Source organism: Pyxidicoccus caerfyrddinensis (assembly GCF_010894405.1).
Lineage (GTDB): Bacteria > Myxococcota > Myxococcia > Myxococcales > Myxococcaceae > Myxococcus > Myxococcus caerfyrddinensis.
Window position 1 is genome coordinate 3064 of record NZ_JAAIYA010000056.1, and the last position, 16007, is coordinate 19070.

Sequence of the window (16007 nt, forward strand, 5' to 3'; positions counted from 1 at the left end):
GCCCTCCATCCGGTAGCACGCGGAGAACGTCGTGTTCTCCGTCGGGCCGTACCCGTTGATGAGGACTCCACCAGCAGCGAGCCGTTCCTTCACCCGGCCCACGGGCAGCACGTCACCACCGGCCAGCAACTGCTTCACTCCCGCCAGCGCCTCCGGCTGCCTTGCCTGCATCTGCTCGAACAGTGCCGCCGTCAGCCACAACGACGTGATGCCCGCTTCTCCCAGCGTGCGGCCCAGCTCCTCCAGCGAGGGCGTACCCGCCGGGTACACCACCAGCTTCGCGCCGTGCAGCAGCGCTCCCCACACCTCCAACGTGGAGGCGTCGAAGGAGATGGGCGCCAGCTGCAGCCACACCTCTTCTGGCCCGAAGTGCGCGAAGTCCGTCCTCAGCACCAACCGCGACACTGCGCGGTGCGGCACGCCCACTCCCTTCGGTCGGCCCGTGCTTCCCGACGTGAACATCACGTACGCCAGGTTCTCACCGCCCACCCGCGTCGGCGGGTTGTCGTCCGACTGGCGCGTAATGACGGCCCACTCCGTATCCACGCACACCACTCGCTCGACTTCCGTCTGGGTCAAGGACGGCAGCAGCTTCTGCTGGGTCACCAGCAGCGATACGTCGGCCTCCTGCTTCATCCACGCCAGTCGCTCTTGCGGGTAGCTGGCATCGAGCGGCACGTACACGCCGCCCGCCTTCAGGATGCCAAGCACGCTCACCACCAGCTCCAGCGAGCGCTCCACGCACAGCCCCACTCGCACCTCGGGGCCCACTCCCATTCCCCTCAGGTGGTGCGCCAGCTGATTGGCCTTGCGGTTGAGCTCCGTGTACGTCAGCCGCTGGCCTGCGTGCTCCACCGCCACAGCGTCAGGTGTCCTCCGCACCTGGCCCTCGAACAGCTCGGCAAGAGAGGCCTCGTGCGGGTACTCCGCGGGCTTCCCGCTCCAGTCCTGCACCAGCCGCCGCCGCTCCACTCCGACCATCAGCGGCAGCGCATCCAACCGCTGCTCCGGACGCGCCACCGCCGACTCGAGGAGTACGCGCAGGTGCCCCAACAGCCGCTCGATGGTCGTGGGCTCGAACAGGTCGCTGTTGAACTCCAGCGCACCCGCCACACCGCCGTCGCCCGATGCAGCCATTCCGAGCGTCAGGTCGAACTTCGACGTCTTGCCCGACGACTCGGCCGCCTCCAACTTCAGCCCCGGCAGACTCACCGCCGAGCCCGGCGCGTTCTGCAGCACGAACATCACCTGGAAGAGCGCGCTCCGGCTCATGTCCCGCTCGGGCTGCAGCTGCTCCACCAGCCTCTCGAAGGGCACTTCCTGGTGCGCGTACGCGCCCAGCGTCGTCTCCCGCACCTGCCTCAGCAGCTCGCGGAAGGTGGAGTTGCCGTCCAGCCGCGCCCGCAGCACGAGCGTGTTGACGAAGAAGCCAATCAGCCCCTCCGTCTCCGCGCGCGTGCGGTTGGCGATGGCCGTGCCCACGCTCACGTCGTCCTGCCTCGCGTACCTTCCCAGCACCGTCTGGAACGCCGCCAGCAGCACCATGAAGGGCGTGGCCCCTTCCTGCTGCGCCAGCGTCTTCACCGCCTCCCAGAGCCCCTTCGACCACTGGAAGCTCCGCGTGTCGCCCCGGAAGCTCTGCACCGCCGGACGCGGCTTGTCCGTCGGCAGTTCCAGCGCTTGTGGGGCCCCGGTGAGCTGCTGCTTCCAATACGCGAGTTGCGCCTCCAGCACCTCCCCCTTCAGCCACTCGCGCTGCCATACCGCGTAGTCCGCGTACTGCACCGCCAGCTCCGGCAATGCAGGCTGACGACCCTGTGCATATGCCTCGTAGAGCGCCACCATCTCGCGCACGAGGATGCCCATCGACCAGCCGTCCGAGACGATGTGGTGCATCACCAGCACCAGCACGTGCTCCTGCTCCGACAGCTTCACCAGTGCCGTCCGCAGCAGCGGGCCCTGCGCCAGGTTGAACGGACGTTCGACTTCTTCTTCCACCCAGCGCTGTGTTGACTGGGCCCTGTCTGCTTCCGGCAGCCGGCTCAGGTCCTCTCGCACGATGACGAGTGCCGGCTCCGTCGAGATGATCTGCACGGGAGCACCCGCCTCGGTGCGGAACGTGGTGCGCAGCGACTCATGACGGCGCACCAGCTCGCGGAAGCTCTTCTCCAAGGCATCGACATCCAGCTGCCCCGTCAGCTTCACCACCGACGGCACGTTGTAGAAGGCGCTGCCCGGCTCCAGCTGATCCAGGAACCAGAGCCGCTGCTGTGCGAACGACAGCGGTAGCGCTCCATCGCGCAGCGCAGGCTTCAAGGGCGGTACCCGGAGTCCCTTCGAGTTCCCGGCCCCGATCCGCTCCGCCAGCGTCTCCACCGTGGGAGCTTCGAAGACGTCGCGCAGCGGCAGCTCGACCTTGAAGGCTTCCTGCACGCGCGAGACCAGCTGCGTAGCGAGCAGCGAGTGGCCTCCCAGTTCGAAGAAGTCCCCATGCAGGCCGACCTGCTCGACGTTCAGCACCTCCGCGAAGATGGCCGCCAGCTTCTGCTCGGTCTCCGTGCGCGGAGCTTCGAACGCCTCCGGCTTCGGTGCGTGGGCGTCCGGTGTCGGCAGGGCCTTGCGGTCCACCTTGCCGTTCGGCGTCAGCGGCATCGCGTCCAGCACCACGTACGCGGACGGCACCATGTACTCCGGCAGCCGCTGCTTCAGGTGCGTGCGCAGGACGCTGGCCTCCAGCTCCACGCCCTCCTTCGCCGTCACGTACGCCACCAGGCGCTTGCCCTCGGTGCCGTCCTCCCTCGCGATGACGACGGCCTCGTTGACGCCCGCGTGCGACGCGAGCGCCGTCTCCACTTCGCCTGGCTCGATGCGGAAGCCGCGCACCTTCACCTGCGTGTCTCGTCGGCCCAGGAACTCCAGTGTCCCGTCCCCGCTCCAGCGCACCACGTCGCCCGTGCGGTACAGCCGCTCTCCCTTCCCGAACGGGTTGGGCACGAAGCGCTCCGCCGTCAGCTCCGGCCGGCCCACGTACCCCACTGCCAGGCCCTCGCCTCCCACGTACAGCTCGCCCGGCACGCCCACCGGTACCAGCTGCATCGCTCCGTCCAGCACGTACGCCTGCGTGTTGGTGATGGGACGGCCAATGGGCACCGAGGCGCCCAGCTGCTGTGGGTCCTCCATCCGGTAGCACGCGGAGAACGTCGTGTTCTCCGTCGGCCCGTACCCGTTGATGAGCACCTTCCCGGAGGCCAGCCGCTCACGCACGCGCCCCACAGGCAGCACGTCACCACCGGCCAGCAACTGCTTCACTCCGGCCAGGGCCTCCGGCTGCCTTGCCTGCATCTGCTCGAACAGCGCCGCCGTCAGCCACAACGACGTGATGCCCGCTTTGCCCAACGTGCGGCCCAGATCCTCCAGCGAGGGCGTACCCGCCGGGTACACCACCAGCTTCGCGCCGTGCAGCAGCGCGCCCCACACCTCCAGCGTCGACGCGTCGAAGGAGATGGGCGCCAACTGCAGCCACACCTCTTCCGGCCCGAAGTGCGCGAAGTCCGTCCCCAGCACCAACCGGGACACCGCTCGGTGCGGCACGCCCACACCCTTCGGGCGGCCCGTGCTTCCCGACGTGAACATCACGTACGCCAGGTTCGCTCCGCTGACCTGGATGGAAGGCGACGTCTCCGGCTGACGCGCGATGGTGGCCCACTCCGTATCCACGCACACCAGCAACTCGCTGCCTTCGGCGACCTCCTCCGCCAACTTCTCCTGGGTGACGAGGACGGCGACTCCCGCCTCGCGCTTCATCCAGGACAGGCGCTCCAGCGGGTAGCTCGCATCCAGGGGCACGTACACGCCGCCGGCCTTGAGAATGCCCAGCACGCTCACCACCAACTCCAGCGAGCGCTCCACGCACAGGCCCACCCGCACCTCGGGCCCCACTCCCATCCCCTTCAGGTGGTGCGCCAGCTGGTTGGCCCGGCGGTTCAGCTCCGCGTACGTCAGTCGCTGGCCCGCGTATTCCACCGCCACCGAGTCTGGTGTCCTCCGCACCTGGGCCTCGAACAGCTCCGCCAGCGAGGCCTCTCGCGGGTACTCCGCGGCCTTGCCGCCCCACTCGCCTACGAGCTGCTTTCGCTCCGCATTACCCATCAGCGGCAGGTCCAGCAGTCGCTGCTCGGGCCTCGCCACCGCCGACTCCAGCAGCACCTGCAAATGCCCCAGCAGTCGCACCATCGTCGCGGCTTCGAACAGCTCACTGTTGTAGTTCACCGCCGCCACCACTCCGTGCGGCACCTCCTGCACCACCAGCGACAGGTCGTACTTCGACGTCGCCAACTCCGACTCCACTCCCGACAGCGTCAGCCCCTGCTTCAGCTTCACTTCCGTCGTCGGAATGTTCTGCAGCGTCAGCGTCACCTGGAATAGCGGGCTGCGGCTCAGGTCTCGCTCCGGCTGCAGCTCCTCCACCAGCTTCTCGAACGGCACCTCCTGGTGCGCGTACGCCCCCAGCGTCGTCTCCCTCACCTGCCTCAGCAACTGACGGAAGCTCTGCCCTGCCTCCAGCTTCGCCCTCAGCACGAGCATGTTGGCGAAGAAGCCAATCAGCCCCTCCGTCTCCGCTTGCGTGCGCCCCGCGATGGGCGCGCCCACGCTCACGTCCTCCTGTCCCGCGTAGCGCGACAGCACCGTCTGGAACGCCGCCAGCAACACCATGAACGGCGTTGCTCCCTCGCGCCGGCCGAGCGACTCCAGGTCGCGCCAGAGCGCCTTCGGCCACAGCGCCTGCCGGACCTCGCCACGGAAGGTCTGCACTGCCGGACGCGGCTTGTCCGTCGGCAGCTCCAGGGTGGCCGGTGCTCCTTCGAGCTGCTGCTTCCAGTACCCGAGCTGTGCCTCCAGCACCTCGCCCTTCAACCACTCGCGCTGCCAGACCGCGTAGTCCGGGTACTGCACCGCCAGCTCCGGCAGCGGGGACGTGCGGCCCAGAGAGAAGGCCTCGTACAGCGCGGCCACCTCGCGCACGAGGATGCCCATCGACCAGCCGTCGGAGACGATGTGGTGCGTCATCAGCACCAGCACGTGCTCCTGCTCCCCGAGCCGCAGCAGCGACGTCTTCAGCAACGGCCCCTGCGCCAGGTCGAACGGCCGGGCGGCCTCCTCCTCCGCGCGGCGGCGAGCTTCCTGCTCGCGCTCCGCCTCCGGGAGTCCGCCCAGGTCCACCCTCTTCAGCTCCACACGGCCCGCGGGTGAGATGACCTGCACGGGCAGGCCGCCCTCGGCGCGGAACGTGGTGCGCAGCGACTCGTGCCGGCGCACCAGCGCCTCGAAGCTCCGCTCGAGCGCGGCCACGTCCAGCGGCCCGGTCAGCTTCACCACCGCCGGCACATTGTAGAACGCGCTGCCCGGCGTGAGCTGCTCCAGGAACCACAGGCGCTGCTGCGCGTAGGACAGCGGCAGGACGTCCTGCTGCTCCCGCCTCCGCCTCAGGGGCGGCGCGATGAAGCCCACCCCCGCTCGCACCGCACGGTCCACGCGGTCCGCCAGCGCCGCGACCGTGGGCGCCTCGAAGAGCTCACGCAGCGGCAGGTCGATGCCGAAGGCACCACGAATCCGCGAGATGGCCTGCGTGGCCAGCAACGAGTGTCCTCCGAGCTCGAAGAAGCTCCCGTGGACGCCCACTTGCACCTGCGCCAGTCCGAGCACCTCGGCGAAGAGGCCCGCGAGCACCTTCTCCGTCTCCGTACGGGGCGCGGTGAAGGACTCGGGCTCGGCCACGACGAAGTCCGGTGCCGGCAGCGCCCCCCGGTCCACCTTGCCGTTGGGCGTCAGCGGCAGCGCGTCCAGCACCACGAACGCCTGCGGCACCATGTAGTCGGGAAGCGTCACGCTCAGGAAGTCACGGAGCGACTCGGCCACCAGCGTCTGGCCCGCAACCGGCACCGCGTAGGCAACGAGCCGCTTGCCTCCCGACTGCCCATCACGCGCCAGGACGACGGCCTCGCGCACCGCGGGGTGACGTTCGAGTGCGGCTTCCACCTCGCCGAGCTCCACGCGGTAGCCGCGAAGCTTGAGCTGATGGTCCACGCGGCCGAGGAACTCGATTCGCCCATCCGCGAGCACGCGGGCCCTGTCGCCCGTGCGGTACATCCGCGCTCCCGGCGCGCCGGAATACGGGTCCGGAATGAAGCGCTCCGCGGTCAGGTCCGGACGGCCCAGGTAGCCACGGCCTACGACGAGGCCGCCGATGCACAGCTCCCCCGGAACGCCCACGGGCACGGGGACGAGCCGCGCATCCAGCACGTAGGTGCGCGCATTGGGAATGGGCCGGCCGAGCGGCACGGACACGGACACGCGCCCCTCCGCTCCGCGTGCCACCTTTAGCGTGAGCACACCCACCGTCGTCTCGGTGGGTCCGTAGTGGTTGAACACCTCCAGCCCGGGGGCCAGCGCGTGGACCCGGTCGATGAGCGACCAGTCCGACACGTCTCCGCCCAGCACCAGCCGCTGGCGCGGGAGCACCCGCTCCGGATTCCCCGAGGCCAGGAGCGCCTGGAGGTGCGGGGGGACGATCTTCAGGCAGTCCACCGCCTCACGCTCGAAGAGCGCGGCCAGCGCCGCGGGGTCCGAGGCCTGCTCGCGCGACACCAGGTGCAGCGCTCCGCCATGGCAGAGCGCGGGGAAGACCGCGGTGTTGCCGAGGTCCGCAGCCAGCGTGGACACGGAGGCGAAGCTCGCCGAGTCCGGCAGCTCCAGCCTGCGCGAGACGCCCTCCACGTAGTTGATGAGCTGCCGATGCTCGATGGCCACGCCCTTCGGCCGGCCGGTGGAGCCAGAGGTGAAGATGACGTAGGCGAGGTTCTCCGGTGCCGCCACGGGCACGGGGTCCGCATCGCTCCGCCCGGTCAGCACGGGTGCGTCCGCGTCGAGGCGGATGACCGCTCCGGCGCTCCATCCGAGGCGTTCCGCCAGCGTCGACTGCGTGACGAGCGCCCGTGCTCCCGCGTCCGCGAGGATGGCGCGCAGGCGCTCGAGGGGGAAGGCCGGGTCCAGGGGCACGTAGGCGCCACCCGCCTTGAGGATGCCCCACAGGCCCACCAGGGCACTCGCGGAGCGGTCCAGGTACAGGCCCACCGGCACCTCGGGGCCCACGCCCAGCTCGCGCAGGTGGTGCGCCAGCTGGTTCGCACGCCGGTTGAGCTCCCGGTACGTCAGGCGCGAGTCCTCGGCGACGACGGCCTCGGCATCCGGAGTCCGCGCCGCCTGAGCCTCGAAGAGGGCCTGCACGGTGACGGGTGCGAAGGTGGCGTGGGTGTCGTTCCACTCCACGAGGAGCCGCTGCCGCTCCACGTCGACCGTCAGCGGCAGGGCCGCCAGCCGCGTATCCGGAGCGCGGACGGCCGCCTCCAGCAGCACGCGCAGGTGCCCCACCAGCCGGTCCACCGTGTCCTGATGGTAGAGGTCGCGGTTGTACGCGACGCCGACGGAGAGCCCCTGCGGCAGCTCGGTCAGCGCCAGCGTCAGGTCGAACTTCGACGTCCGGGCGTCCGTGTCCATGCCCGCCAGCGTCAGCCCCGACAGCCGCAGCTCCGTCGTCGGCGTGTTCTGCAGGATGAACATCACCTGGAACAGCGGGCTGCGGTTCAGGTGCCGCTCGGGCTTGAGCTCCTCCACCAACTTCTCGAACGGCACGTCCTGGTGGGCGTAGGCCCCCAGCGTCACCTCGCGCGCCTGCGCCACGAGCTGCCGGAAGGTGGGGTTGCCACCGAGCCTCGCCCGCAGCACGAGCGTGTTGACGAAGAAGCCGATGAGGCCCTCCGTCTCCGCCCGGGTGCGATTGGCGATGGGCGAGCCCACGCACACGTCGTCCTGCCCCGAGTAGCGAGACAGCACCGTCTGGAAGGCCGCGAGCAACACCATGAAGGGCGTCGCGCCTTCGCCGTGCGCCAGCGCCTTCGTGGACTCCCACAGCTCGCGCGGCCACAGGAAGCCGCGGCCCTCGCCGGCGAACGTCTGCACCGTGGGGCGTGGCTTGTCCGTGGGCAGCTCCAGCACGGCCGGGGCGCCCTGGAGCTGGTGCTTCCAGTACGCGAGCTGGGCGTAGAGCACCTCATCCTTCAACCACTCGCGCTGCCACACCGCGTAGTCCGCGTATTGGAGCGGCAGCTCGGGCAGCGGCGACGACAGGCCCCGCGAGCACGATTCGTACAGCGCTCCCGCCTCGCGCACGAGGACGTCCATCGACCAGCCGTCGGACACGATGTGGTGCATCACCAGCACCAGCACGTGCTCCTGCTCCGACAGCTTGAGCAGCGTCGTCCTCAGCAACGGCCCGTGCTCCAGGCTGAACGGGCGCTGGGCCTCCTCGGCGAAGATGCGTGCCGCTTCCGATGCCCGCTCTTCTGCGGATGCAACGGTGAGGTCCTCGGTCCGCAGGCGCACGTGTGCCTTGGGCGAGATGACCTGCACGGGTGAGCCGCCCTGCTCCTGGAAGGTCGTGCGCAGCGACTCGTGACGGCGCACCAGCTCCTCGAAGGCGCGCTCCAGGGCTTCGACGTGCAACGTCCCGGTCAGCTTCACCGCCATGGGGATGTTGTAGGCGCTGCCCCCGGGTTCGAGCTGATCCAGGAACCACAGCCGCTGCTGTGCGAACGACAGCGGCAGGGGGCTGGTGCGCGGAACGCGCTTCAGTGGCGGCGACTGGAGGCCCGGTCCGCTGGACAGTCCGGCGCCCAGACGCGCGGCCAGCTTCTCCACCGTGGAGGCTTCGAAGACGTCGCGCAGGGGCAGCTCGACCTGGAAGGCCACGCGGACCCGGGAGACGAGCTGCGTGGCGAGCAGCGAGTGGCCTCCCAGCTCGAAGAAGTCGCCGTGCAGGCCGACCAGATCGAGGTTGAGCACCTCCGCGAAGATGGCCGCCAGCTTCTGCTCGGTCTCCGTGCGCGGAGCTTCGAACACTTCCTGCTTCGGTGCGTCTGGCGTCGGCAGGGCCCTGCGGTCCACCTTTCCGTTGGGCGTCAGCGGCAGTGCATCCAGCACCACGTAGGCGGACGGCACCATGTACTCCGGTAGCCGCTGCTTCAGGTGCGCGCGCAGGGTGGCCGCGTCGATGGCGGCCCCCTCCTTCGCCGTCACGTAGGCCACCAACCGCTTGCCCTCGGTGCCATCCTCTCTCGCGACGACGACGACTTCGCTGACGCCCGGGTGCTGCGCCAGCGCCGTCTCCACCTCTCCCAGCTCGATGCGGAAGCCACGCACCTTCACCTGCGTGTCTCCCCGGCCCAGGAACTCCAGCGTCCCGTCCCCGAGCCAGCGCACCACGTCGCCCGTGCGGTACAGCCGCTCTCCCTTCCCGAACGGGTTGGGCACGAAGCGCTCCGCCGTCAGCTCCGGCCGGCCCACGTACCCCACCGCCAGGCCTTCTCCTCCCACGTACAGCTCGCCCGGCACTCCCACCGGTACCGGCTGCATCACCCCGTCCAGCACGTACGCCTGCGTGTTGGTGATGGGACGGCCGATGGGCACCGAGGCGCCCAGCTCCTCCGGGCCCTCCATCCGGTAGCACGCGGAGAACGTCGTGTTCTCCGTCGGGCCGTACCCGTTGATGAGGACTCCACCAGCAGCGAGCCGTTCCTTCACCCGGCCCACGGGCAGCACGTCACCACCGGCCAGCAACTGCTTCACTCCAGCCAGCGCCTCCGGCTGCCTCGCCTGCATCTGCTCGAACAGTGCCGCCGTCAGCCACAGTGACGTGATTCCCGCTTCTCCCAACGTGCGGCCCAGCTCCTCCAGCGAAGGCGGGCCCGCCGGGTACACCACCAGCTTCGCTCCGTGCAGCAGCGCTCCCCACACCTCCAACGTCGATGCATCGAAGGAGATGGGCGCCAACTGCAGCCACACCTCTCCCGGCCCGAAGTGCGCGTAGTCCGTCCCCAGCACCAGCCGCGACACCGCTCGGTGCGGCACTCCCACGCCCTTCGGACGGCCCGTGCTTCCCGACGTGAACATCACGTACGCCAGGTGGTCTCCACCCGCTCGTACCGGCAGGTTGCCCTCCGGCTGGCGAGCAATGACGGACCACTCAGTGTCCACGCACACCAGCAGCTCGCTACCTTCGGCGACCTCCTCCGCCAACTTCTCCTGGGCGACGAGGACGGCGATTCCCGCCTCGCGCTTCATCCAGGACAGGCGCTCCAGCGGGTAGCTGGCATCGAGCGGCACATACACGCCACCGGCCTTGAGGATGCCGAGCACACTCACCACCAGCTCCAGCGAGCGCTCCACGCACAGGCCCACCCGCACCTCAGGGCCCACGCCCATCGACCTCAGATGGTGCGCCAGTTGGTTGGCCCGCCGATTGAGTTCCGCGTACGTGAGACGCGCTCCCTCGTACGCCACCGCCACCGCGTCAGGGGTCCTCAGCACCTGCGCTTCGAACAGCTCCGCCAGCGACGCCTCTCGCGGGTACTCCGCGGCCTTGCCGCTCCACCCACCCACCAGTTGCCGGCGTTCCGCGTCGTCCATCAGCGGCAGGTCCAGCAGTCGCTGCTCGGGCCTTGCCACCGCGGACTCCAGCAGCACCCTCAGATGACGCAGCAGGCGCTCCATCGTCGCCGCGTCGAAGAGGTCGCTGTTGTAGTTCACCGCCGCCGCCACTCCCCCCGGCACCTCCCGCACCAGCAGCGACAGGTCGTACTTCGACGTCTTCTCTTCCGACTCCACTCCCGACAGCGTCAGTCCCTGCCTCAGCTTCACTTCCGTCGTCGGCGTGTTCTGCAGCGTCAGCGTCACCTGGAACAGCGGGCTGCGGCTCAGGTCTCTCTCCGGCTGCAGCTCCTCCACCAACTTCTCGAAGGGCACTTCCTGGTGCGCGTACGCCCCCAGCGTCGTCTCCCGCACCTGCATCAGCAGTTGGAGGAAGCTCTGGTGGGATGACAGCTTCGAGCGAAGCACCAGCATGTTGGCGAAGAAGCCAATCAGCCCCTCGGTCTCCGCCTGCGTGCGGCCCGCGATGGGTGCTCCGACGCTCACGTCCTCCTGCCCCGAGTAACGCGACAGCACCGTCTGGAACGCCGCCAGCAACACCATGAACGGCGTCGCTCCCTCGCGCTGCGCCAGCGTCTTCGCACCGTCCCACAAGCGCTTCGACCACTGGGCCTCGACGTGTCTCCCGCGGAAGGCCTGCACCGCCGGTCGCGGCCGGTCCGTCGGCAGTTCCAGAGCACGGGTGGCCCCTTCGAGCTGCTGCCTCCAGTACCTGAGCTGCGCTTCCAGCACCGCGCCCTTCTGCCACTCGCGCTGCCACACCGCGTAGTCCGCGTACTGCACCGCCAGCTCCGGCAGTGGGGACGTGCGGCCTTCCGAGAACGCCTCGTAGAGCGCGGCGATCTCGCGCACGAGGACGTTCATCGACCAACCGTCCGAGACGATGTGGTGCATCACCAGCACCAGCACGTGCTCCTGTTCGGACAGTCTCAGCAGCGTCATCCGCAGCAGCGGTCCGTGCTCCAGATCGAAGGGCCGTTGCGACTCCTCCTCCACGAGCCGCATGGCCTCCGCTTCGCGCACGTCTCCCGGCACCGTGCTCAGGTCCTTCACCCCGAAGGCGAGCAACGGCTCCGCGGAGATGACCTGGACGGGAATCTCACCCCGGGCGCCGAACGTCGTGCGCAGGGATTCATGCCGGCGGACCAGTTCCTCGAAGCTCCGCTGGAGCACGCGCACGTCCAGCGCGCCCTCCGCACGCACCACGGCTGGCACGTTGTAGAAGGCGCTTCCCGGCTCCAATCGGTCCAGGAACCACAGTCGCTGCTGCGCGAACGACAGCGGCAGGGCCGCATTTCGCTCCACGCGCGGTCTCAGGGGCGGAACAGCCAGCGCGGCGCCTGCGTGTGCCTCCCGCTCCGTCCGTTCGACGAGTGCCGCCACCGTGGGCGCCTCGAAGAGCGCACGCAGTGGGAGCTCGACACCAAACGTGCTGCGAATCCGCGAGATGACCTGCGTGGCCAGCAGGGAGTGCCCGCCCAGCTCGAAGAAGTCGTCCTTCGTACCGACGCGCTCGACTCCGAGGACCTGCTCGAAGAGCCCTGCGAGTACCTCCTCCGCGGGAGTGCGCGGCGCCTCGTATTCAGTACCTGCCGGGCTGATGGAAGCCTTCGGTTCGGGAAGGGACTTTCGGTCCACCTTGCCGTTCGGCGTCAGCGGCAGCGTGTCCAGCACCACGTACGCGGACGGCACCATGTACTCAGGCAACCGCTGCTTCAGATGCGTGCGCAGACCGCTGGCCTCCAGCGCTGCGCCCTCCTTCGCCGTCACGTACGCCACCAGGCGCTTGCCCTCGGCGCCGTCCTCTCTCGCGACGACGACGGCCTCGCTGACGCCCAGGTGCTGCGCCAGCGCTGCCTCCACCTCTCCCAGTTCGATGCGGAAGCCACGCACCTTCACCTGCGTGTCTCGCCGGCCCAGGAACTCCAGCGTCCCGTCCACGCGCCATCGCACCACGTCGCCCGTGCGGTACAGCCGCTCTCCCTTCCCGAACGGGTTGGGCACGAAGCGCTCCGCTGTCAGCTCCGGCCGGCCCACGTACCCCACCGCCAGGCCTTCTCCTCCCACGTACAGCTCGCCCGACACTCCCACAGGCACCGGCTGCATCGCTCCGTCCAGCACGTACGCCGACGTGTTGGTGACGGGACGGCCAATGGGCACCGAAGCTCCCAGCTCCTCTGGGCCCTCCATCCGGTAGCACGCGGAGAATGTCGTGTTCTCCGTCGGGCCGTATCCGTTGATGAGCACGTTTCCGGAGGCCAGTCGCTCCTTCACCCGGCCCACGGGCAGCACGTCACCACCGGCCAGCAACTGCTTCACTCCCGCCAGCGCCTCCGGCTGCCTCGCCTGCATCTGCTCGAAGAGCGCCGCCGTCAGCCACAAGGACGTGATGCCGGCCTCGCCCAACGTGCGGCCCAGTTCCTCCAGCGAGGGCGTGCCCGCCGGGTACACCACCAGCTTCGCTCCGTGCAGCAGCGCTCCCCACACCTCCAACGTCGACGCGTCGAAGGAAATGGGTGCCAACTGCAGCCACACCTCCTCCGGCCCGAAGTGCGCGAAGTCCGTCCCCAGCACCAACCGCGACACAGCCCGGTGCGGCACGCCCACGCCCTTCGGTCGGCCCGTGCTTCCCGACGTGAACATCACGTACGCCAGGTGGTCTCCACCCACGCGCACCGGCAGGTTCCCTTCCGGCTGGCGCAGGAGGACTTCCCATTGCGAGTCCACGCAGAAGACCAGCTCACCGCCCTCAGCCACCTCATCCGCCAGCTTCTCCTGTGCCACCAGCAGCGCGACTCCCGCCTCGCGCTTCATCCAGGACAGGCGCTCCAGCGGGTAGCTGGGGTCCAGCGGCACGTACACACCACCAGCCTTCAGGATGCCCAGCACGCTCACCACCAACTCCAGCGAGCGCTCCACGCACAGGCCCACTCGCACCTCGGGGCCCACTCCCATTCCCCTCAGGTGGTGCGCCAGCCGGTTGGCTCGCTGGTTCAGCTCCACGTACGTGAGCCGCTGGCCCTCGTGCTCCACCGCCACCGCGTCTGGCGTCTTCCGCGCCTGCGCCTCGAACAACTCCGCGAGGGACTTCTCCCGCGGGTATTCCGTGGCCTTGCCGCTCCACTCGCCCACGAGTCGCTGGCGTTCCTCCTCGCCCATCAGCGGAAGGTCCTTCAGTCGCTGTTCCGGACGTGCGACCGCCGACTCCAGCAGCACCCGCAGGTGCCCCAGCAGTCGATCACTCGTCTCCGGCTCGAACAGGTCGCTGTTGAACTCGAGCACGCCGGAGAGGCCCTTCTCCGTCTCGCCCGCCTCCAGCGTGAGGTCGAACTTCGCCGTCTTGCCCGATGACGACTTGACCCCCTCCAGCGTCAGCCCCTGCAGGCTCACCGTCGTGCTCGGCGTGTTCTGCAGCACGAACATCACCTGGAAGAGCGCGCTCCGGCTCATGTCCCGCTCGAGCTGCAGCTCCTCCACCAGCCTCTCGAAGGGCACCTCCTGGTGCGCGTACGCGCCCAGCGTCGTCTCTCTTACCTGCCGCACCAGCTCGCGGAAGCTCTGCCCCTGCTCCAGCTTCGCCCTCAGCACCAGCGTGTTGACGAAGAAGCCAATCAGCCCCTCCGTCTCCGCCCGCGTCCGGTTGGCGATGGCCGTGCCCACGCTCACATCGTCCTGCCCCGCGTACCTCCCCAGCACCGTCTGGAAGGCCGCCAGCAGCACCATGAAGGGCGTCGCCCCCTCGTGCTGCGCCAGCGTCTTCACCGCCTCCCAGAGCCCCTTCGACCACTGGAAGGTCCGCGTGTCCCCTCGGAAGCTCTGCGCCGCCGGTCGCGGCTTGTCCGTCGGCAGCTCCAGTGCCCTCGGCGCTCCTTCCAGCTGCTTGCGCCAGTAGCCCAGCTGCGCTTCCAGGACCTCGCCCTTCAGCCACTCGCGCTGCCACACCGCGTAGTCCGCGTACTGCAGCCCCAACGGAGGCAGCGCCGCCTCCCGGCCCCGGGCGTATGCGTCGTAGAGCGCCACCACCTCGCGCACGAGGATGCCCATCGACCAGCCGTCCGAGACGATGTGGTGCATCACCAGCACCAGCACGTGCTCCTGCTCCGACAGCTTCAGCAGCGTCGTCCGCAGCAGCGGGCCCTGTTCCAGGTTGAACGGGCGCTCGATTTCCTCTTCCACCCTGCGCTGGGCCGCGGTGCCGCGTTCCGTCTCCGGCAGCCGGCTCAGGTCCTCCCGCACGATGGCGAGTGCCGGCTCCGTCGAGATGACCTGCACGGGCGCACCGGCCTCCGCACGGAAGGTGGTTCGCAGTGACTCGTGACGGTGCACGAGCTCGCCGAAGCTCTTCTCCAGGGCCTGGAGGTCCAGGTGCCCCGTCAGCTTCACCACCGACGGCACGTTGTAGAAGGCGCTCCCGGGCTCCAGCTGATCCAGGAACCAGAGCCGCTGCTGCGCGAACGACAGCGGCAATGCCCCACTTCGCGGCTGATGCTTCAGGTACAGCCCGCGGACTTCCTGCGTGTCCCTGACGTCCACCGCCAGCCGCGCGGCCAGCTTCTCCACCGTGGGGGCTTCGAAGACGTCGCGCAGGGGCAGCTCGACCCTGAAGGTCTCTCGCACGCGGGAGACCAGCTGCGTGGCGAGCAGCGAGTGCCCGCCCAGCTCGAAGAAGTCTCCGTGCAGGCCGACCTGCTCGGCGTTCAGCACTTCCGCGAAGATGGCGGCGAGCTTCTTCTCTGCCTCCGTGCGCGGAGGTTCGAAGGTCTCCGGCTTCGGAGCGTGGGCGTCCGGTGTCGGCAGGGCCTTGCGGTCCACCTTGCCGTTGGGCGTCAGCGGCAGCGCGTCCAGCACCACGTAGGCCGACGGCACCATGTACTCCGGTAGCCGCTGCTTCAGGTGCGTGCGCAGGACGCTGGCCTCCAGCTCCATGCCCTCCTTCGCTGTCACGTACGCCACCAGGCGCTTGCCCTCGGTGCCGTCCTCTCTCGCGACGACGACGGCCTCGCTGACGCCCGCGTGCGACGCGAGCGCCGTCTCCACTTCTCCCAGCTCGATGCGGAAGCCACGCACCTTCACCTGCGTGTCACGACGACCCAGGAACTCCAGTGTCCCGTCCACGAGCCAACGCACCACGTCGCCCGTGCAGTACAGGCGTGCACCGTCTCCGAAGGGACTGGGCACGAAGCGTTCCGCCGTCAGCTCCGGCCGGCCCACGTACCCCACCGCCAGGCCTTCTCCTCCCACGTACAGCTCGCCCGGCACTCCCACCGGTACCGGCTGCATCGCTCCGTCCAGCACGTACGCCGACGTGTTGGTGATGGGACGGCCAATGGGCACAGAAGCGCCCAGCTCCTCCGGGCCCTCCATCCGGTAGCACGCGGAGAACGTCGTGTTCTCCGTCGGGCCATACCCATTGATGAGCACGTGCCCGGAGGCCAGTCGCTCCTTCACCCGGCCCACGGGCAGCA

Annotated in this window: 1 protein-coding gene; it reads right to left on the reverse strand. The window is 69.2% G+C overall.

Annotation, left to right across the window (positions count from 1 at the left end; translation table 11 throughout):
* Positions 1 to 16007 (reverse strand): non-ribosomal peptide synthetase (locus tag G4D86_RS51090; RefSeq protein ID WP_164002997.1); only part of this gene is annotated, 16007 nt, incomplete at both ends.